This is a genomic window from Schaalia cardiffensis F0333, from assembly GCF_005886435.1.
GTDB classification, from domain to species: Bacteria; Actinomycetota; Actinomycetes; order Actinomycetales; family Actinomycetaceae; genus Pauljensenia; species Pauljensenia cardiffensis.
The window spans coordinates 161,508-182,853 of sequence record NZ_CP040505.1 but is presented as its reverse complement, the minus strand read 5'-3'; the positions used below and the strand labels follow the sequence as shown (position 1 = coordinate 182,853).

Genomic DNA, 21,346 nt, shown 5'->3' with positions numbered 1-21,346 from the left:
ACCATGACGAAGGGGAGCGGAAAGGGTCTCGTCCAACTATGGCCGAGCGAGAAGGACTCATACGCGCGCAGAGCAGACGGAACCCTCATCAGAGGTCTGCGCAACGATCTCGAAGCCCTCGCCCCCTGCCCAGACGCAGCCCTTCCGCTCCCCTCCGACCCTTTCTCCATCGTCATTGACCTCACCCCCAACGCGCACCCCGCTCTCCTCGCCGATAGCCCGGCTCCGAAAAGCCTCCTCAAGGCATGCGCGCGAAAACTCACACTGAAAGAATTCTTCGAAGGAGAAGGCCCCCTCCCCGGCGACACCGTCATCCACTACCTGACGAGCCCAGACCTTCCCAGTGTGCTGAAAGCCGAGGAGCGAGCGCTGAATGCTGGAGCCTCTTACCTCGCCATCCTCATCCGCTTTCCCGATCTTCTCATCGGCCCCTTGTCCAGCCCCCAATTCCCCAACCTCTACAGACACCTGGAGGCACGCATAACGGCGGCCAGCCTCGCCCCCGGAGCCACCTCCGCGACATTGCGTCCGCCCGCCCTCGATCTCATCCGCGATCACCTGAAAGAGTTCCCCGATCGTCTCCTCGACGTGAAGATTTCACCCACACGAAACGAGGATGCGAAATCATCCCTGAACTGGACGACTATCGATATTCCCTCCGCGCGCAAGCGCGCTCGGGTGCTCGTTCCATGGCTGACGTGGAGGGGCTACGAGCACGCGCCAGAAATCATCGATATTCATTCGGAGGCATTCTGCGACGAACTCGCCGGAATCGTCACACGACTGCGAACGATCGATCACAACGAAGCCCTGCCCAAATGCGTCATCACCATTCAATCCGATGTCACGGATATTCGGGTCATCAGCGAATGGAGCAACAACACCGTATGCCAGGGAAGCGCCATTGAGGACGAAGATGAGGCACGCCGCGCAGCGGTGGGAGAGGCCATCGAGAGATACTGCGTCAATGTCATAGACTCCGAGCCCATCGTCATCGGCAGCTACGACGACCTCCTCTCCTCAGGCCGCACCCCCGTTCCCCCTGAAAGCTTCATACTCTTCTCCTCCGAGCAGTACGCCCAAGCCGGTTTCCGATTCACACCTTTCACCCCTCACACCCGAATACCATGGATGCCGGCGCGTAACTTTACGCGCCAACGCGACGACTTCGTCCCCCTTTCCATGGTCTACGTCAACTACAACCAGAAGGGGACGATCCACGGCGAACCCTTCTCCTCATTCCCCAGAATCGCACCGATCCCATACGCGGGAATCGCCGCAGGCCACGATTTCGAGGGAGCACTGCTCAACGGCCTCGAAGAGATCATCGAACGCGACGCCACAATGATCTGGTGGCACTCGAAGCCAACGATTAATCCCGTGAGCATCGAGTCGCCCAAAGTCGCCGAAACCGTCGACCGGTTCTTAGCGAAAGGGTTCGATCTCTCCTTCTTCATCCTCCCCAACGAGTTCCACATCCCCGTCGTCGCCGCAGTCTTGCGCAACGACCACCACCGCACCTGCAACATCGGCTTCTCCTGCCGCCCGAGCACGGAAGCTGCCGCTCTCAAGGCGATCACAGAAGCCGCAACCCTCTTCGACGGAGCGATTGATCTGCTCGACCCGGCGGGCAGGATGTTCTCAGCCATCGAGAGACTGGAACTGTCACCGAACATGGCCCTGCCGTACAGGCAAGACCGGGCCTATCTCGACACCATTGAATGGAACTACGACTCCGTTCATGACCTCATGATCCAACAGCAGCTCAACCTCGACCCCCGGGCGCACGAGCATCGCTCCCCACATCTCGATCGCCCTATCGTCCCGATTACCCGATACCCCGTGGATGAAGGGGAATCCCGCGCTTCGGCCTACTACCGCAACAAACTGGAAGCCGCAGGCTACGAGATCCTCGCCGCCGACGTCACCACCCCCGACATTCGAGCCTGCAACGGCGTCGTGCTCCGAGTCCTCGTCCCCGGTCTTGTCCCGAACTTCCCCGCGGGAGACATCACGCTCGGAGGCGGACGAATCCTCAATGCCTACCACCGGATGGGACTGCACGACGCCCCGCAGAGCCCCGACCAGCTCAACCGATTCCCCCTGCCTCATGCCTAGCTCTCATCCCCCCACCAGTAGCATCGGCTTCACTCAAGGAAATACTCGGTTACCCCGTGCCGCACGGGCCCGCAACGCGAGTATCAATGTCGGCCTCGTCGTCCTCCTCATCATCTCGATGCTTCTCGCATGCAGCATCGGCGCAGTCGAAGTCCACCCGGGAATCACCCTGCGGATCGTCCTCGAACACCTCACCCCGTGGCAATGGACGATTCTGCCGCCCCCAAGCCCCGTTGACGAGGGCATCATCTGGAGCACTCGACTTCCCCGCACTCTCGTCGGCGCCGCATGCGGCGCGGGACTAGCCGTCACAGGCCTCGCCGCTCAATCGACCCTACGAAATGTCCTCGCCGACCCCTATATCCTTGGGATCTCCGCCGGAGCCTCCACCGGAGCTGCAGCCGTCATGGTCTTCGGTCTGCGGATGGCTAACAGTCCAGTTCACGTTGGAGTCGGAGTCGGCGCTTTCATCGGTTCCCTCGTCTCACTCGCCCTCGTCATGACCCTTGCCAGGGGAGCGGGGCGACTGACGAACACGCGAGTGATCTTCGCCGGAATGGCCGTGAATTTCTTCTTCTCCGCCCTCACCAGCCTCATCATCATGCTCGCGAAAGACCCCACGACGACGCGCTCAGTCGTCTTCTGGATGCTGGGCTCCCTCGCCGGAAGCCACTGGCCCGAGGTTGCCATCGCAATGGGTGCCAGCGGCGCCGGGATCCTCGGACTCATCGCCATCGGTCGGCGCATTGACGCGCTATCCCTCGGCGACGACGTCGCGCGCACCCTCGGTGTAGATCCACAACGCCAGCGCTTCCTCGTCTTCCTCCTCATCTCCCTCATCGTCGCTTTCCTCGTGGCCCTCACAGGAACGATCGGATTCATCGGACTCGTCGTCCCACACCTCGCGAAAAGACTGCACGGTGGGATCTTCCGCCGCTCCGCCCCCGCTTGCGCAGTGATCGGCGCCATCATCATCGTCCTCGCCGACCTGCTCGCAAGAATCGCCGTAGCCCCCGGCGAAATGTCAATCGGAGTCATCACCTCACTACTCGGAGCTCCCCTCCTCATGTTCCTCATCGGACGCGACGCAAGGAATGAGGAATGACAACGACAACCCCCGCCTTCCGGATCGAGGATCTCAAGGTCAAATACGGATCAGCCCTTGCCCTCAACTCGATCAATGCTGAAATCCCCCACGGCGTGGTAACCGGGCTCGTAGGCCCCAATGGCTCAGGAAAAACGACACTTCTGCGCACGATGTACGGGGCTCTCACCCCCGCTGGCGGACGAGTGCTCCTCAACGGTTCCCCCCTCGACTCTCTCGATCCGAGGGAGATCTCGCGTGAGATCAGCGTCGTCGTCCAGCAGTCTTTCATCCCTCATCGAATGAGCGTTCTCGACGAAGTACTGCTGGGGCGCATGCCTTTCATCTCCGACTTCAGCCCCTACCGTGAAGAAGATCGCAAACTGGCCCTCGATGCCCTCGAAGCGGTGGGGATGCTCGACAAGAGCGAACGACGCTCCGACGAGCTATCCGGCGGTGAACGCCAACGCGTCGTCATCGCCAGGGCGCTCGCGCAAGGAAGTCGCTGCATCCTCCTCGACGAGCCCACGAACCACCTCGACATCCGCTACCAGCACGAGGTTCTCGAACTGTTGCGCGATCTTGGCCGCACCGTCGTCATCGTCCTGCACGACCTCAATATGGCCGCACGCTACTGCGACAGGATCCACATCCTCAGCGCAGGGCGCATGCACTCCGTCGGCGCCGCCGAACAGGTCCTCCTCGAAAGCACCATCGCAGAGCTGTACGGCGTCAACGTTTCACGGATTGACCACTGCGGCAAGCCGCAATTCCTTTTCACCTCACCCACTCGATAGAAGGAAAATTCCATGACACTCAGGCCCTTGTTCCTTACCGCCGCAACCTGCGCGGCCCTCGTCCTCGCGGGATGCTCGACCGACACAGGTGCCGCCCAAGAGCACTCAACGCCAGCCTCTCCATCTTCAAATGGCACCTATCCAATGAAAGCCTCATTCTGCGGACAAGAGGTGACCGTCAAACACGAGCCCCAGCGAATCATCGGCGCTGGACGCGAAGGCGTTGCAAACATCGTCTCCGCCGGCGCAGCGGACAAAATGGTGGCACGATTCGGCGAGCACGGCGCTCAATACGGCCCCCGCATTGAGAACGAGCTCAACAAACTCACCGGTATCGAAGAGGTCGTTTCCGCAGGCGGCGAGGAGCACGGCAGCATCAGTTTCGAACGTATCCTCGAACTACGCCCCGACATGATCTACGGATCAGCCCTAGGTGACGGCGACCTGAGCATTGACAATCTCGAAGCAAACGGGATCTCGGCCGTGATGCCTCCGAGCAGCTGCGCCTACGCCTTCGCCGACGCGACAAGCAACTTCGCCGATCTCGATGCGATTCCCGCCCACGTCCGTGAACTCGGGGCGCTCCTCAATACCGCAGAGAAAGCCGACACGAACGCGAGCACAATGGAAACGGATCTCGCCGAAGCCCGAGCTGAAGGTAAGAAGCTCCCCGAACTCACGGTCGCAGGTCTGTACTACTGGGATTCATCCGAGGACCTCTTCGCCTACGGCGCGAATTCGACGATCCAGGGTATCTTCGACACCGCGCATCTGAAGAACGTCGTTGCCCCCACCTACGACGCGATGTTCAACGGCGCCATCTCGCCCGAGGCGATCGTCAAGTCGAATCCCGATGTCCTCATCGTGACCACGGGCGAAGGCGGAATCACCCTCGAGGACTCGCTGGCTCGTTTGGAGAAGATCCCCGGAATGACGGAAACGGCAGCGTTCAAGAACAAGAGGATCATTGAGCTGCCCTCCGGGGCCGCCTACCCGACCGTCGAAGCGATCGACGCAGCACGGGAGCTCGTGAAGACGCTCGCAGAACAGTGACCTTGAAAGGCCCAGGAGAGAGAATGAGCATTCGCACAGTAGGGGAACGTCAACGTGCGGTCTTCGAAGCGGCAGGAGTGAGCCCTGCGGTCCTCATCCCACCGATTCTCGCCGGCCTTGCCGCGAGCACCGCGCTTGTTGGAAGCGCCCTAGTGAATTCGATGATCTTCACCGAACTGCTAGGAAAACGCAATCCCTCCGCATTGACGAGATGGATCGCGGTGCTTGCCCTGCTCCTCATCCTCATTCCCCTCCTGGGCCTCCTGCGGGCCTACATCGCGAATAGGCTCGGGCTCCTCCTCAAAGTGAATCTGCGCCGGAGGATCCTCGCAGACATTGATGAGCGAGGACCGATGCGCCTGAGCTCCTCACGCGCAGGAGCCCTCGAATCACTCATGGTTGACGGGGTAGAGGCCATTGAGCCCTACTTCGGTTCCTATCTTCCCCAGATCGCCGTCACTGCACTGACGGCAGGCCCCCTGTGCATCTGGATCGGAACCGTCAGCCCAGCCATCGGCACCGTGCTGTTCCTTTGCGCGATCGCCACCTTCCTCGTGCCGAGGCTATGGGACCGCGCTCTTGCTGAGGAGGGGCAGGCGCACTGGGGCGCCTACGAAGATCTCAACAGCGACTTCGTCGATGCGATGATGGGGATGACGACCCTGAAATCCTTCGGCGCGAGCCAGGCCTACGGGCATAAGCTCGCAGAGAGATCAAAAGAGCTCCTGCGAACGACCCTGTCGCAGCTGAGGATCTCCCTTGGAGAGACCGGCGCCTCCGCCGCCGTCATGGTCCTCGGACCCGCGATCGCACTCCTCATTGCTGCTTTCGAACTCCATCATGGGCTCTACGGGGTCGATCGTCTCTTCTTCATCACCCTGCTGTCCATTGAGGTCTTCCGTCCCCTTCGAGATCTCGCCAATGCCTTCCACGCGGGTTATTTCGGACTGAGTGCGGCAACGCAAATCCACGAGGTCTTCCACGGGAACGCTCCCGCCCGCATCACATCCGAGCGCCGTGCCCTGCCCGCTGGAAACACCGCCGACATTGAAGCCCACGCCGTGTCCTACACCTACGAGGGGGCCGATGCGCCCGCCCTCAGCAACGCCTCACTGCGCATTCCCCAAGGGAGATTCCTCGCAATCATCGGCGGCTCCGGCTCGGGGAAGTCAACCCTGATTGGCATGATCCTCGGTCTCGACTCCCCGACTGCAGGTAGAGTCACGATCGGCGGCGAGCCCGCGACCAGCGTCGACATCCCCTCAACGATTTCGCTGGTGCCACAATCTCCCGTGATCTTCCCCGGAACCGTCGAAAAGATCCTCGCAGCGGCGGCCCCTTCGACGACTCGGGAAGAGATGCTCGAAGCGTTGACTCTTGCGCGCGCATACGGGCTCCATGACAATCGCGATTCCTGCGTGCACCACGGCTCAGGCGCCCAAGGAGAAGACCTCGACCTATTCATCGAGGAAGGGGGAGCGAATCTCTCCGGAGGCCAGCGCCAGCGTCTGGCCATCGCCAGGGCTCTTGTCAGAAGACCACGAGTCCTCATCCTTGACGAATCCACCTCCGCATTGGATTCGAATACCGAGGCCCAAATCCTTTCCGGCCTGCGCAAGACCTATCCCGAGATGACCCTCGTCCTCGTCACCCACCGGATGGAAGTGGCGGCGAGCGCAGACGAGATCGTCCGTCTTTGCGGTGGGGAGATCCACTCATCCGGAGCCCCCGCCGAAGTCATCGGCGTCTCCTCCCAACCCGTGCCTTCCCAAGGAATCGAGAAGCGATGAAACAGACTTTCACAGACCTCGTGTCCATCATGGGACGACTCGGGGAGTTCAAACGCCTGCTCATCGGCTCCGTCCTCGTGATCGCCCTCCATCAGATCGCCCTCATCCTCGTCTCAGTGGTGAGCGTATGGATCACGACAAGGCTGGTATCCGAGGACCACCCCCAGCTCTTCCTCCCCTTCCTCGTGCTCTTCTCCCTCGCTATCGTCCATGCACTCTGCTACCTCTACGATGCCTGGTGGTCCCATCAGCTCGCCTATCAGATCCTCGCGCGTATGCGGATCGACCTGTACGCAGCGATCCAGAGGATCGCTCCCAGGGGCCTGTCGGGGCGACGGACCGGCGATCTGACTGCTACTGCGATGAACGACATGGAACAATTGGAATGGTTCTACGCCCACACCGCTCCAGTAGCCGTCGCAGTCCTCATCAACACGATCATCATCGAGTCCGTGCTCATCGCCCTGATCGGACCACTGGTCCTACTCGTCCTCATTTCGATGGTTCTCCCCATCCTCATGCCATGGTTACTCGCCCCGATCCAAAGAAAACAGGGAGAACGGGTGCGCGCAGGCCTTTCAAGCCTCAAATCCCTCGGCCTCGACTCGGTCGTCGGCGCACGAGAGCTCTACGCCCTCGGACAACGCGAAGAACACACGCGTCGAGTTCTTGAGATGAGCGCCCTCGTCCAGCGCGACAAACTCGCACAAGCCACGCGCAAGAGCATCGAATCTGCAGGATCCGCTTTCGGCGCTGCCGCGGTCAGCATCGCTATTTTGGCCGTTCTCACGGGCAGAGTCATCGAAGGAACCTACCCGGCCCAGCTCCTTCCCGTCGCCATCGTGCTCATCGGGATGGCAACTCTTCCCGTTCTCTCTCTTGCGGGGATGCTCGGCATCATGGGCGAGGTCTCCTCCTGTGCCCACCGAGTCAACGAGATCCTCGACGCCCCAGATCCGCTCCCCTCCACGGTCCTCGATCTGCCCTTCGTCGAAGGCGAGAAGGATGCTGCCGTGGGCGAGTCCGTGACCTACCGCTATGAGGGTGAAGCCGCTTTGAAGGAGGCGACCCTGAGTGTCCCCGGGGGCCGAACCGTCGCGCTCGTCGGTCCTTCCGGTGCCGGAAAGTCGACCTTCGCTCATCTGCTCATGCGCTTCATGGACCCCGATTCGGGGAGCGTGCGTTTCTCCGGGCACGACCTTCGCGGAATTGATCCGGATGAGCACAGGCTCGAGGTCGCTCTCGTCCCGCAGAACGGCCACGTCTTCTCCGGGACCTTCCGCTCGAACCTCCTTCTGGCCGACTGGAACGCCGATGACACCATGATGTGGGAGGCGCTTAATGCAGCTGGACTCGAAGACCTCGTCAAAAGTCTTGGTGGTCTTGATGCGCCAGTCGGTGACCGGGGAACTGCGCTGTCTGGGGGCGAGCGGCAACGGGTCGTCCTCGCACGCGCATTCTTACGACAGCCCCGCCTCCTCATCCTCGATGAGCCCTCAGCCAATCTTGACCCGGAGTTGGAGCGGGAGATCACCGAGTCGGCGACGCGCCTCAGGCAGGGGCGGACGACCTTGGTGATATCGCACCGCCTCGCTTCCCTTGCTGATGCGGAATCCATCTGGGTGCTCGACTCTGGAAGGGTTGTCGCCCACGGCTCGCACGAGACACTCAAACGCGATAGCGCGGATTACAGGCGCATTCTGGCGGATCAATCAGACGCGGAATCCTGAGCACAGCCGGAGGGGCCCGTCGGCGAGGACCTCATCAACAGTGGTCTTCATCGGCGGGTCCTACGTCAGCACAGGCGGGCCCTACGATGGAGTTCATGGGTTATTTCGAATACGACGAGACGACGCAGCACGCGATCGACTATCAACACTTCCTGCTCGACTCCCCCTCCGCCTTCCACGCCGCCGACCTCGTCCGTCAGCGCCTCGAAGACGCGGGCTTCACGCCTCAAAATGAGAAAGACCCCTGGGACGCCTCCCCCGGCGGGCACGTCATGCTCCGTTCAGGTGCCGTCGTCGCATGGGTCGTCCCCGAAACCCTCACCGAGGACGCGGGCTTCAGGATCGTTGGCGCACACACCGACTCCCCCGCTTTCCGCGTCAAACCCTCCATGTCCTCGACAAGCCCGGATGGTTTCAAACAGATCGACGTCGAAGTCTACGGCGGCATGCTGTGGAACTCGTGGCTCGACCGCGAGCTCGCAATCGCCGGGCGCCTCCTCATGCGCGATGGTTCACAGGTCCTCGTCCGAACCGGAGCGCTCGCGAGGATCCCGCAGCTCGCAATCCACCTCGACCGTACAGTCAACCCAGAGGGCCTGAAGCTCGATCCGCAGCAACACCTGCACCCCATCTGGTCCCTCGATTCCGACGCCGATCTCATGGAAGAAATCGCGAAGTACGCGGGAGTGAAGGCTGAAGACATCGTGTCCCACGACCTCGTCCTCGTACCTCAGCAGGGGCCGGGGACCTTCGGCGACCGAGGCCAGTTCTTCGCCGCTGGCCAGCAAGACAATCTCTCCTCCGTCCACTCGGGATTGACCGCTTTGGAGCGCCTGGCCGCGAAGGGAATGCCGAAAGAGGGCGATGTCCTCGTTTTCATCGCTTTCAACCACGAGGAGATCGGTTCGGAAACCCGATCGGGCGCCGCAGGCCCGCTCCTTGCGAGCGTCCTCGAACGCACTGGAGCAGCTCTTGGCCGTGACCTCGACGCACGACACCGCATGCTCGCCCAGTCCTCCTGTGTGAGCGCCGACGCTGCCCATTCGGTCCACCCGAATTACGCCGAACGTCACGATCCCCACAATCGTCCCGTTATGGGCCGTGGCCCCATCGTCAAGATCAATGCGAATCAGCGTTACGCCACTGATGCAGAAGGCATCGCCTTGTGGCTGCGCGCCTGTGAAGCTGCGGGGGTGGCGAGCCAGAGTTTCGTCTCCCACAACGCCATGCCCTGCGGTTCAACGATCGGGCCGATCACCGCGACAGGGCTCGGCATTCTCACTGTGGATGTGGGCATCGGGCTGCTGTCGATGCACTCGGCGCGCGAGATGAGCCATGTTGACGATCTCATCGCCCTGTCGAAGGCGCTGGAGGCCTACTGGCTCGGCGCCTGAAGGCGGGCTCGCTTCTGATTCCTTTGTGGGGGGATGGGGCTCTCCCCGTAGTGGAGGGGATAACGACAAAAGGAGGGGATATAACCCCTCCACAACACGCCATCCCCTCCACAACACGCCATCCCCTCCACTTAGGGCGGGTGGGGAGGTCCGGACCTCCACTTCGAGCGCGCAAGCACGCTCAGGCCCCCATTTGGGACGCGCAGGGACCCTCAAGCCTCCCCTTCGAGCGCACAGACACATTCAGGCCAGCATTCGGGGCATGCAAGCCCGCTCACGCCCATTTCCTCCTCCGCGACGTTGCTCAGGCGAAGCCTCTAATCCTCGAAGTCAGCGATAACGCTGCCGGAAAGTGCCTTCGCAATCAGACGCTGGAAACGCTTGTTCATCTTGGGCAAGGCATTGGCGCGCAGGAACACCGCCTCTGTGTTTTCCCCATCGCGGGGCTCAGGCTCGCCCTCGTTCCATTCGAGGACGAACGCGGTATCCAGGTAGCTGGAGACATCACCGTTCTCATAGGTGATGGGACCGACGACATCAACGCTGATCAGCCGGTCGACTCGAGCCGATACTGCGGCTTCTTCCTCCGTTTCACGAACGGCCGCGATTGCCGGTTCTTCACGAGGATCCACGATGCCAGTGACCGGAGTCCACGCACCCGTGTCCGCACGCTTCACGCACAACACCTCGACTGCGGTGCAGTCGTGAATCATGCGTGACCATCCGTGTGGAGGAATCGTCGCTTCACCACTGTCCGGGTCGAGAGCTCTCACAACGATCGCGGTGGTTCCGGGCAGCCAGAGCTCTGCATGTCCGATCTTTTTTCGCAGTTCGAGGACGAAATCTGGTGTCGTCATGCCCTCAGCCTATGCGCACTCATCATGTGCCACTGAACCGGAGAGGCCGCCTTTACAAGGGGGTTACACGTGAGCGGGGACATCAGCGAACCTCTGTGGGGGAGAACCCGCGCTTGCATGGGGGTTACGCCCCGCATCCGCTATCGCAGTCTTCACGATCCGCAGGGCCCGCGCTTGCATGGGGACACGTTCATCCCAGGAAGTTGGCAGAGCAGACGAAGGAAGGGCCGTCCTTACAGGGGATTACAAGGGGAAATGCCTGTTTTCGTCGATTCCACAAGGAGCTCATGTGCAAGGTCCGCTCACAAGAAGAAATAGGTCCGCTCACAAGAGGAAATCTGCGCTCAAGCGCGTGCCGCATAGTGCTCAACGTGGCCGATGAGGCTGCACAGCTGGGGTCCACACCCTGAGCTCACGCTCGCACCCCACGCGAAAACCCACCCTTTGAACTCACACTCGTGCTCCACTCGACAACCCCACTCTCTAAGCTCACGCTCGGACCCCCCTCTGAGCTCACGTTCGCACTCCACGCGCAGCCCCACACCCACGGGGCATACTCCCCGCGCGCGCACCAATAGTTCGGAACCGGAGCCGATTCGTGAGAAGGGAATGTCTCCTTGGACAAGCGGTCCTCGACCTGCTTCAGCGGATACACAGCACCTCGAACCTGCTCAGCAGATGCACGACACCTTGAGCCTGCTTCTCCAGATGCACAGCACTTCGAGTCGTCTTAGCTTTCAGATCCACCAGATCAGTGGAACAACTTTCAGATCCACCAGATCCGTGAAAGGACTTTCACATGCGCCAGATCAGCGCGAAACCTATCAGATGCTCCAAATCAGTGGCACGAGGAGGATCTTCACAATGATCGTGAAAGCGAAAAGAGTGGCGTATGCGGCTTCGATACGTTCATCGGCGACGCGAGCATCCGCTGCCTGAAGGACTGCAGGCTGGCCGAGGAAACCCGCGACTCCCCCTGCGCTTCTCGCAGCCGACAATCCCGCGAACCGGCCCGCGAGCGCTTGAGCGACGCAGCACAGCAGAACAAGGAAGAAAGCGAGCAAGGCGGCCTTGGGCCCCTCCGGGCTGGTCAGCAGCGCGGAGAGTTGGGGGCCCGCTCCCAACCCAAGCCCCGCGAGGAAGAGGAGCAGGCCGATCTGGCGGATCGTGAGGTTCGCGGACGTGGGAAGCGACCAGACGAGAGGGCCCGTGCGGCGCAGCGCGCCAAGGAGCATCCCGACGATCAGGGGGCCCGCTGCGGAGCCGAGTTCGAAGGTGGCACCTCCGGGAATCGGGAAGGGGAGCGCTCCGAGCAGCATTCCGAGCACCATTCCGATACCGAAGGCCATGGCATCGACTTCCGAGACTCGCTTCTCCGAATCACCCAGCCAGTTCTGAATATTCTCAAGCTCTTCGGTCGGGACGACGACGGCCACATGATCGCCGAGCTGCAGGTCAAGGTCGTCGCGGGCAAGCAGGTCCAGGTCTCCGCGACGCACACGGGTGATGACTGCACCGAAGCGGGTTGAAACGTTGAGAGCGGAGATGGATCGGCCCGCGACATCCGGGTTCGAGACGACGATCCTTTCGAATGCGACATCCGAACGGTCATCTTCGAGGTGATGGTCCACGGCCACTCCGACCTGGGAAGCGGCTTCCTCAATATTCTCGGGGTCTCCGACGAGGAGGATGAAATCACCTTCCTCGAGATCCTCACCGGGCACGACAACTCGGGTGATGTCGCCGCGACGCAGATAAGACATGCGCACGCGCTGCTCGCGCCATGCTCGAACATGGCGGGTGTTGACCGTCTCGGTGACTCGGACTGTCAGAGTTTCGAGGCTTTTGCCCGCAAGCGATGGTGTGTCCTTCACGCCGACCCATTTCCTTGTCACGGTCATGGTGACGACGAGAATTCCGACGATGACACCGATCGGATAGCCGAAGGCGTAGCCGACGGCCGCTTGGGGGTCGCCGGTGACGCGTGTCGCAGCGTCGAGGGCGGGGGCCGCAGTCAGGGAGCCCGTGAAGATACCGAGGGTCAAGCCCTTCGGCAGGTGCAGGAGGTGTCCTCCAAGAGCTGCGGCTAAGGCGCCGAGGAGGGAGACGATTGCTGCTGAGGTCAAAAGGGATGTTTGCTTGCGCAGGTCCTGGAAAAACATGGCTCCTGCGGAGATGCCGACGGTGTAGACGAAGAATGCGAGTCCGATCTGCTGGACGATCTTCATGTCATTGCCGATATTCGGGTCCCAGGCGGAGACTGCGAGTCCCACGAAGAGGGCGCCGGCCGCGCCGAAGCGCAAAGGTCCGAAGCGGATCGCTCCGAGAGCGGCTCCCGCGCCTACAACGAGGAAAAAGGCAAGTAGGTGGTTCGTCTCCAGTAGTTCGGCCATGTCTCAAGCCTATTCCCTCGTTCGGGACACCCCTCACTTGGGGAATGACCGTTTCGAGGTGCAAGAAACGACATCACTCCTCACAAGGCCCCCTTCCGCTCGGAGTGTCATCTCTTCGCTTCCGCCGCGCTTGAGCTTTCTGCGCGCGCCCGAGGGCCGCTAGCTGAGCGGCGAGGGGCCGCGCGTCCTCCCGTGGCTTTCTGCGCGAGCCCGAGGGCCGCTGCTCGTTTACCCTAAGGAGGTCGCCCGCATGAAGGAGTGCCCCATGTTGTCCAGCGCGATCGGCACCATTGAGCCGACTCAGGACAGAATCGACGAGCTTCACCGCATCTTCGATGACATTCGCGCCGCGCCCGATGCCCACAGAATCGATCTTCACGGCTCGTACCCAAGCGGCTGCATGGATGGGCGGCCCTTCATGCTCAAGGCTGAGGATTCTCCCTCCGGGAAACCGGAACCCGCACCGGCACGTGTGCGCGTACCCGGAGGGAGCCTGACGACCTGGGTCGCCGACTTGCTGCTCGTCGGAGCCTTCCGCCCTGAGGGGTTTACTGGCTGGGACGAGGGCGAAGACCCCCTCCCCGCCGATGTGCCCGAGCAATGCGAGGCATGGATTTCCAACCTGTTCTCCACCCTGCGCAAGTCCGGCATCGAAGTGTGCGTTCATTCGAGCGAAACAGTCGGGGAAGACGATTTCGGCTGTGGAGCAATGGATGGACTGAAGACCGCGCTGCGCCTGATGATCGACTCGCGTGAAGCGGTTGAGGCTCTGATGCGCTCTTGGGGATTGGATCCCGCCGAGCTTCCTGCGGCGGCCTTGGCTCGGGCCGAGCGCCTGCGGACGGTGTTGCCTCCGGGCGCTCGCCTCGGCCAGGCCTGCACGCCCTGGGTTTCAGCACCAATTCCCCTGGCTATGGGCGAGCATCGTGAACTCGTCCTCGTGGTGAATGCGCAGCCGGGGACGAGCGTCAACTCCGATGGACTCGTTGATGTGCTCGGCGGGCAAGCTTTCGTCATTGACATTTGGTCCTTTGAAGCGATTGCTCAGACGCTTATGGAAGCGGCGACAAAGCGCGGGAGTGCCACCACTGCGACACGCGACGGCATCGTTGCCGTGCTTGCCGCTTTCTCCGCCTCGGCGCTCCTCGCCCTGTGCGGTCCGAACATTGAGGTTGTGCTCCTGCCTGCCAGGAGCTGATTCCTTCTGGCATCTACCATTCCCTTATGAGCGCCTCATCCTCCCAGCCCCCGGTATCCCCGCCGAACACGACCGAGGAGGTGGATATTCCCCGCGGTGCCCTCGCCGATGGGGATAGCGTTCGGGTGGACACATGGTTGTGGGCGGTCCGCAAGATGAAGTCGCGTTCTCAAGCGACAAGTGCGGCGAGGGCCGGACATGTGAAGGTGAATGGAGACAGTGCGAAGGCTGCTCAAAAGATCCGAGTCGGCGACGAGGTCCGATTGCGTATTGAGGGCTTCGATCAGGTTCTTCTCGTGCGCAAGCTCCTCGTGAAGAGAGTCGGCGCACCTCAGGCCAGGGTCTGCTACGAGGATCGGACACCTGCTCGCCCGAAAATGGTGGTTCCCATTGCCATTCGCGAACGCGGCGCTGGACGTCCCTCGAAGAAGGAAAGGCGTGAACTTGATCGTCTGCGTGGGAGGGATTCGCACGAGCGCGCTCGTTTGGAGCGCGCATCTGCCACGTGGGATCGGGAGGCTGTCCTGGAGGACTGAACGGATGCCTCAACAGAGCCGAAGAGGGTAGCGCCTGGTGCTGCGCGGGAGTCGGCCACCGTTACCCCGACGTGAGTGCCGCCCTGCCCGTAGCGCCCGGCGCTGCACGGGAGTGATGCTCGCCTGAACGAGACTTCCCGTGGAAGAGTGAAGAACTGCTAGCAAGCGCCACGTGCCCCACCCGTATCGAGGTCAACGCTGCCCAGCATTGAGGGCGCCGCTCCCCCTGCGGGAGTGACGAGCTACAGGAGTGAGAAGCCGCCCTCAAGGAAGGGACACTGAAGGAAGGACCAGCAGGGCCCCTTGAAGAGGCGATGCTCAGTGTTGAAGAGCGAATGCCGAGTGGAAAAGGCGAATTCTCAGCGATAAGGAGCTTTCAACACCCCTTGTCATTCCCCCTCAAATCCTCTTCACTGAATGAAAGATCTTAAGCGGTATCGCGGCGAGGGCGGCGCTTCGAGGCAGCGAAATCCGCTCGGCGTGACGCTTGCGAGATCGCACCCGTTTCAATGTGGTTAAGCCACTTCGATTCTGCTTCAAGTTCGAAGATGTGGCTTTCGAGGATGAGCTTCCAGGCGAGCTCCCCATCATCGGCGCTTTCGTTCATGCGCGTAGCCTCGCGCAGAACCGCGCGAGTCGCACGGCGCTGCATCTGGATTAGTGAAGCGACGTCGACACTCGGATCTGCGGCGGCGACGGCAAGCTTCATGACAAGCTCATCACGCTCTGGCTGCTCACGAGTAACCGGAGTGGACCACCACTCGTCGAGGATCGCACGGCCCGCATCGGTGATCTCGAAGACTTCGGAGTCTCGACCGGCGTTGGTCTCCTGGTGGGAGGTGACGCAACCAGTGCGTTCAAGGCGCTGCATTGTCTGGTAGACCTGACCGATGTTCAACGGCCATGCGCCGCATGTTTGATCCTCAAACATCTGCTTGAGCCGATAGACCCCGGCAGGCTGAAGCGAGACAAGAGCAAGAAGTGCATTGCGAACAGACATTGGAGCTCCCGACCCTGGATTTGGGCAGATAAACACGGAAACGCAACGATACTATCCCAGTCCTTGACCGCTGTCCTCTTCAGTGCGAGACGCGAATTCCATGGCCTTCCCCCAGGTACCGAAACGCTGACGAACGCTGGCGGTCGAGGGAACATCTTGACGCCCCAAAGCGCGCTGCTCTTTCGACCATGAGGTGTAGCCGCCCAAGGTGGCGCTCAGTCCCGTAGTCTCCGTGGTTTCGAGGAATTCGGTGAGGATTGTGCGCATTACGGCCTCATTGAAACGCCCCGAACCTTGTGCCCGTCCTCGTCCACTCGCCCGAAGACCAAGACGCGCCAGGGCATCGTTCCATTTTCCTTTCCCGAGGCGAACCGCAATCGTCCTCGAACCCGTCGGCCACAGCAGAGCGCCTTTGCTGGACGAGATTCTCCATTCTTTCAAGATGAGTTTTCGGACCTCGTCGGCGCGTGCGGCGGAAAGCTGAGGGAGTTTCCCAGCCGCCGCAGCCTCTTTCGCGGCGAGGATCGGAGCGATCGCCTTCTTCACCTTGTCGCGAGTGAGGTTATTCTTGCCGATCAGCGGCTTGAGGGTGTCGAAGAGGGTCTCGTCGGTGCGGGTCTCGTCAAGCTCCAGGGCCGAGGGGTGGGCTCGCGAAGCCAATAGCCAGAATCCTGCTTCGATCTGAGCATCGGTGAAGGCCGTGGTTCGGGCCTTAGGGGTGCGCGGGGTGGATTCGTCTTCCCCGGCGCGTTCTGCTTTGGGTTGAGTCGTGGGCTCATTCACCCCTTCATTGTAGCAAGCTGGCCTGGGCCTCGAGTCCCCCACTTCAATTCCTCTCCGCGAGCCCCCACCATGGGCACTCCGGCGCTGACACCTTCCTTCACGATCACGCCTCTCGCCCGAGAGCCCCGCCGCGCACCACAGCGCGAGGCCCCATCCTTAGGTCCGCACCGTGAGCCCCTCCACCCCCGTCTGCGATGCGATCAGACCAGCTTGCGACCATGCCCTGGGCTCATGGGCCCCTCGCCCGCAGGCCCCACAGCCCGTCTGCGATGCGATCAGACCAGCTTGCGCCCACGCCTCTCGCCCGAGAGGCTCGCCGCACACCAGAGCGCGCCCCCATCCTTGTCACCCACAGCGAGCCCCTCCACCCCCTCGAAGACGACACTCCGTCACCTCGGCGCTACACTTTTCAGCAACCTGAAAATTGCTCTTTGGAAGAAGTCCCCATGCTCTTCAGCCTTGCATCGCGACATCTAAAAGCGCGAGTCTGGGAAGTCCTCGCAGTCGTCGTCCTTCAAACCGCAGCGACAATCGCTTCCCTCGAACTGCCAGACCTCAACGCCCGCATCATCGACGAGGGCGTCGCTCAAGGCAACACCGGGCTCATCTGGCACTTCGGCGCGCAAATGCTCGCCATCGCCTTCGCGCAGATGCTGTGCACCGCGCTCGCGATCTACCTGGGGGCCCGCCTCGCCATGTCCCTCGGAGCACACCTGCGCTCCGACATCTTCACGAAGATCCACGGATTCTCCACCCAGGACTACCACTCCTTCGGCGCCTCCTCGCTCATCACCCGCTCAACGAATGACATCCAGCAGATCCAAACGACGGTGATGCTCACCTTCTCCATCATGATCGGCGCCCCGATCATGGGTGTCGGCGGCGTCATCATGGCACTGCGCCAAGACGTCAAGCTCTCAGCGGTCCTTCTCGTCCTCGTTCCCCTCCTCACCGTCATCATCGCCCTCGTCATGAGGCGCCTCAGCCCACTGTTCCACGTGCAGCAAACCCGCATCGACAATATGAATACGGCTCTGCGCGAAGAACTGGCCGGGATCCGCGTCATCCGCGCCTTCATCCGCCAGGACTTCATCCGCGAACGCTATACCGAGGCGAACGATCAGCTCCGTAGGGTCGCCCTGTCCATCGGTTCCTGGTTCGCCTTCCTGTTCCCCGCCGTCATGGTGGTCATCTCAATCTCGACCGTCGGCGTCCTCTGGCTCGCTTCAATCCTCATCGACTCTAATGAACTGCAAATCGGTTCAATGATCGCCTACATCAACTACGTCGGCATGATCTCCGGCGCGGTCATGATGGCAGCAATGATCTTCATCATGGTTCCGCGCGCAAATGTGGCGGCTCGACGCATCACCGAAGTCCTCGACCACGAAGCCACCGTGAAGGAGGCAGATGCCCCGGCCGCACTCCCGAGCGGAGCGTGGACCTTCACCTTCGAAGGAGCCGCTTTCCGTTACCCCGGAGCCGAGGAGGCCGTCCTCGAAGACCTGAACCTCACGCTCCGCCCGGGCACGACGACCGCCATCATCGGCGCGACGGCCTCCGGTAAGACGACCCTCGTGAATCTGCTGCCGCGCATGATCGATCCGACAGGCGGTCGCCTCGCCGTCAACGGCCAGGACCTCAAAGACCTCCCTCTCTCGGAGCTGCGCTCGCGCATCGCGATGGTCCCCCAGAAAGCCTATTTGTTCTCCGGCACAATCGCCTCCACCGTCTCAGGCGTGGAAAACCCCGACGCCGCGCAACGCGCCAGGGTGGAACTCGCGCTCGAAGGGGCGCAGGCGAAAGAGTTCGTTTCCGCCCTCCCCAATGGGATCGATCACGAGGTCGAGCCCGGTGGAGCGAACTTCTCCGGGGGCCAGCGCCAGCGCCTGGCCATTGCACGAGCCCTGTACCGGGCGGCCGAGCTGTACGTCTTCGATGACTCCTTCTCGGCCCTCGACTACGCAACGGACGCGAAGCTGCGCCTCGGCCTCAACACCTACACCAATGGTGCGGCCATCCTCATCGTCGGGCAAAGGGTCGCCTCGATCCGCCACGCGGACGAGATCCTCGTCCTCGAAGATGGGCGCATCATCGGGCGCGGCACCCACGCCGAACTGCTCTCGTCCTGCGAGACCTACAAGGAGATCGTCGCCTCTCAGATGAAGGAAGAGGAAGCAGCATGAGCTCGCGGGAAACACGTCAAGCCCCTCGTCCTCGAAACCCCCATGAGGCAATGAATCGGCCCGTTGAAAAATCGAAGGATTTCTCCGGCTCCTTCAAACGCCTGATCGGGGAACTGCGCCCCGACTACTGGTTCGTGTCCATCGCTCTCATCGCCGCCGTGTTCTCAGTGGCTTTCAACGTGGCCGCACCGAAGGTCCTTGGCAAAGGCACCGACATTATCTTCAACGGCGTCGTCTCCAAGATGATCGCTCAGGCACCCTCGAAGGAAGCGGCCGTCGCCGCCCTCGAAGCCCAAGGAAAGACGGATCTGGCGAGGATGCTCGACTCCATGGACATCACTCCGGGGGCGGGCATCGACTTCGACGCCCTCGGCAGGGTCCTTCTCATCACGGTCGGCATCTACCTCGCCGCAGCCCTCATCTCTTTTCTCAGCGGCTGGGTTCTTCGGATCGCGGTGCAAAACCTCGGCTGGCGTTTGCGCGACAAGGTGCAAAGGAAGATCGAGAAACTGCCCCTGTCCTACTTTGATTCGCACTCGCGCGGCGACCTCATGTCACGAGTGTCGAACGACGTGGACAATATCGCTCAGGTCATGAACCAGACCCTCTCGCAGTTGTTCCAAGCGGTCCTCATGGTCCTCGGCATTCTCACAATGATGCTCACCCTCTCGTGGAAGCTCACCCTTCTTGCTCTTATTGTCATTCCGCTGGGCGGGGCGCTCACCGGGGTTCTCATGAGCAAGGCACAGCCTCAGTTCCGCCAGCAGTGGAAGTCCACCGGCGAAGTCTCAGATCTCGTTGAAGAGACGATCTCCGGACACGAGGTCCTCGCCCTCTACGGCCTGGAAGGGCGCTACACCACCGCCTTCGAGAAGTCGAACACGGCCTTGTATCGTTCAAGCTTCATCGCGCAATTCATTTCGAACCTCGTGATGCCGCTGATGAACATGATCTCGAACATTTCCTATGTGATCGTCGCGGTCGGTGGCGGCCTCATGGTCGCGAAGGGCTCCATGTCCCTGGGCGATGTGCAGGCATTCATCCAGTACTCGCGCCAACTCAACCAGCCGATCGGCCAGCTCGCGCAGATGATGAACTCACTCCAGTCGGGCGTCGCCTCCGCTGAACGGGTCTTTGAGTTCCTCGACGCGCAGGAGATGGCTCCTGACAGGGGCGCGAAGTCCTTGGCCGAAGCGCGCAAAGCCACCGGCGCTGTTGCTGTCGCTGCCGAACTCACTGAAAGTGCTGGTCGCGCTGATGGTGTCAACAATGCCGAAAGCGCGGAAAGTGCTGAGCTCACTCAAGGCACCCTCCGCGCCGAGGGGGAGAGCCTCGCTAAGGGGAGGGCCCTTCACGCTGGCAGCATCCTTGACGAGGGCGACTCAGGCGCTGGCGAAGAGGAGCACGTTTCGGGCCGTGTCGTTTTCGACCACGTGCGTTTCTCCTACGTCGAGGGCACGCCGATCATTCAGGATTTGTCTCTCGAGGTCGATCCCGGGCAGATGGTTGCCATTATCGGCCCGACCGGCGCAGGCAAGACGACACTCGTCAATCTGCTCATGCGCTTCTACGAGCTCGACTCGGGTCGGATCACTCTTGATGGGGTGGACATCTCCACTCTTGATAAGGATGTGCTGCGTGCTCATATGGGGATGGTCTTGCAAGACACCTGGCTCTTCGAGGGCACCATTGAGGAAAACATCGCTTTCGGCTCCGATGACGCCAGCTCTGAGGAGGTCGTTGACGCTGCGAAGCAGACCGCTGCGGATCGTTTGATTCGCCACCTGCCCGAAGGCTACGAGACGCATGTCTCCGACTCGGCGGATGTCATCTCCCAGGGCGAGAGGCAGCTCCTCACGATCGCGAGAGCCTTCGTGTCCAGGCCCGACATTCTCATCCTCGACGAAGCGACCTCTTCGGTCGACACCCGCACCGAGGTCCTCGTCCAAAAGGCCATGGATCGTTTGCGCGAGGGTCGCACCGCCTTCGTCATCGCCCACCGTCTCTCGACGATCCGCGATGCCGATGTCATTCTCGTCATGGAGCAGGGCGATGTCGTGGAGATGGGGCGGCACGAGGAACTCCTCGCCGCGGGTGGCGCCTACGCGCGCCTCTACAACGCCCAGTTCGCCGGTCCTACTGAGGCTTCAACGATCTGAGATCACCCCAGCCGTGGCCTGACTACCGCGTCGCAGCCTCATTTTCGTCTTCCCTTCCGCCTCGCAGCTCAGGAGGCTTCTCCCAAGAGTGGAGGCCCTCCCGTACGGAAGTGGGTTCTCTTGGAAGAGCCCTCTCGCGCGACACGGGGAGGCCAGCCGCAAGGTCCAGGGCGTCCCGTGCCCCGACTTCTCGCTGAGTGTCGGCGCTTCTCTCTGTTCACCCACGCCCTCGAGGATCGAAGTGCGAGACTGAGGGGGCGCAGCACAG

Annotated in this window: 15 protein-coding genes; 11 read left to right on the top strand and 4 right to left on the bottom strand. The window is 61.7% G+C overall.

Annotated elements, in window-relative coordinates; translation table 11 throughout:
* Positions 1 to 3 precede the first annotated feature (3 nt).
* The 7 genes from FFA61_RS00735 to FFA61_RS00705 all read left to right on the top strand — a co-directional run bounded on the left by FFA61_RS00735 (position 4) and on the right by FFA61_RS00705 (position 9,966).
* Positions 4 to 2,118, top strand: coding sequence for a YcaO-like family protein (locus FFA61_RS00735; RefSeq protein ID WP_005962416.1), 2,115 nt, complete (start codon positions 4 to 6; stop codon positions 2,116 to 2,118).
* The gene (locus tag FFA61_RS00730) at positions 2,111 to 3,223 is read left to right on the top strand and encodes a FecCD family ABC transporter permease (protein WP_005962417.1); all 1,113 of its coding nucleotides are present in this window, start codon (positions 2,111 to 2,113) and stop codon (positions 3,221 to 3,223) included. Before FFA61_RS00735 ends, FFA61_RS00730 begins: the two co-directional genes overlap by 8 nt.
* Positions 3,220 to 3,999 (top strand): ABC transporter ATP-binding protein, encoded by a 780-nt coding sequence (locus FFA61_RS00725; protein ID WP_005962418.1) that lies wholly within the window; start codon positions 3,220 to 3,222, stop codon positions 3,997 to 3,999. Before FFA61_RS00730 ends, FFA61_RS00725 begins: the two co-directional genes overlap by 4 nt.
* Positions 4,000 to 4,011: 12 nt before the next feature.
* A complete protein-coding gene (locus FFA61_RS00720) occupies positions 4,012 to 5,052 on the top strand; it encodes an ABC transporter substrate-binding protein (protein ID WP_040313559.1) in 1,041 nt (346 codons plus the stop codon).
* 23 nt (positions 5,053 to 5,075) lie between these two features.
* A complete protein-coding gene (locus tag FFA61_RS00715) occupies positions 5,076 to 6,842 on the top strand; it encodes an ABC transporter ATP-binding protein/permease (protein ID WP_005962420.1) in 1,767 nt (588 codons plus the stop codon).
* Entirely contained in the window at positions 6,839 to 8,572 is a 1,734-nt protein-coding gene (locus tag FFA61_RS00710; RefSeq protein WP_005962421.1) for an ABC transporter ATP-binding protein, read from the top strand. Before FFA61_RS00715 ends, FFA61_RS00710 begins: the two co-directional genes overlap by 4 nt.
* 95 nt (positions 8,573 to 8,667) lie before the next feature.
* Entirely contained in the window at positions 8,668 to 9,966 is a 1,299-nt protein-coding gene (locus tag FFA61_RS00705) for a M18 family aminopeptidase (protein WP_040313560.1), read from the top strand.
* 317 nt (positions 9,967 to 10,283) lie between these two features.
* Here the strand turns inward: FFA61_RS00705 and FFA61_RS00700 are convergent, their stop codons facing one another.
* Positions 10,284 to 10,823, bottom strand: a complete 540-nt coding sequence (locus FFA61_RS00700) for an NUDIX hydrolase (RefSeq protein ID WP_005962423.1) — start codon at positions 10,821 to 10,823, stop codon at positions 10,284 to 10,286.
* Between the two features lie 824 nt (positions 10,824 to 11,647).
* Entirely contained in the window at positions 11,648 to 13,216 is a 1,569-nt protein-coding gene (locus tag FFA61_RS00695; protein ID WP_005962424.1) for an aspartate:alanine exchanger family transporter, read from the bottom strand.
* A 265-nt stretch (positions 13,217 to 13,481) separates the two neighbouring features.
* Between FFA61_RS00695 and FFA61_RS00690 the strand changes: the two genes are divergently transcribed.
* Positions 13,482 to 14,414 carry a hypothetical protein gene (locus tag FFA61_RS00690; protein WP_040313561.1) on the top strand — a complete coding sequence of 311 codons (933 nt, stop codon included), beginning with the start codon at positions 13,482 to 13,484 and terminating at the stop codon, positions 14,412 to 14,414.
* Between the two features lie 26 nt (positions 14,415 to 14,440).
* Positions 14,441 to 14,950: an RNA-binding S4 domain-containing protein gene (locus FFA61_RS00685; RefSeq protein WP_005962426.1), complete on the top strand. Its 510-nt coding sequence runs from the start codon at positions 14,441 to 14,443 to the stop codon at positions 14,948 to 14,950.
* Positions 14,951 to 15,377: 427 nt separating this feature from the next.
* Here the strand turns inward: FFA61_RS00685 and FFA61_RS00680 are convergent, their stop codons facing one another.
* Positions 15,378 to 15,950, bottom strand: a complete 573-nt coding sequence (locus tag FFA61_RS00680) for a PadR family transcriptional regulator (RefSeq protein WP_005962427.1) — start codon at positions 15,948 to 15,950, stop codon at positions 15,378 to 15,380.
* 51 nt (positions 15,951 to 16,001) lie between these two features.
* On the bottom strand, positions 16,002 to 16,733 hold the full coding sequence (locus tag FFA61_RS00675; protein WP_005962428.1) for a hypothetical protein: 732 nt from the start codon (positions 16,731 to 16,733) through the stop codon (positions 16,002 to 16,004).
* A gap of 446 nt (positions 16,734 to 17,179) precedes the next feature.
* Between FFA61_RS00675 and FFA61_RS00670 the strand changes: the two genes are divergently transcribed.
* Positions 17,180 to 18,919 (top strand): ABC transporter ATP-binding protein, encoded by a 1,740-nt coding sequence (locus FFA61_RS00670; protein ID WP_005962429.1) that lies wholly within the window; start codon positions 17,180 to 17,182, stop codon positions 18,917 to 18,919.
* The gene (locus FFA61_RS09480) at positions 18,916 to 21,078 is read left to right on the top strand and encodes an ABC transporter ATP-binding protein (protein ID WP_005962430.1); all 2,163 of its coding nucleotides are present in this window, start codon (positions 18,916 to 18,918) and stop codon (positions 21,076 to 21,078) included. Before FFA61_RS00670 ends, FFA61_RS09480 begins: the two co-directional genes overlap by 4 nt.
* Positions 21,079 to 21,346: the final 268 nt, after the last annotated feature.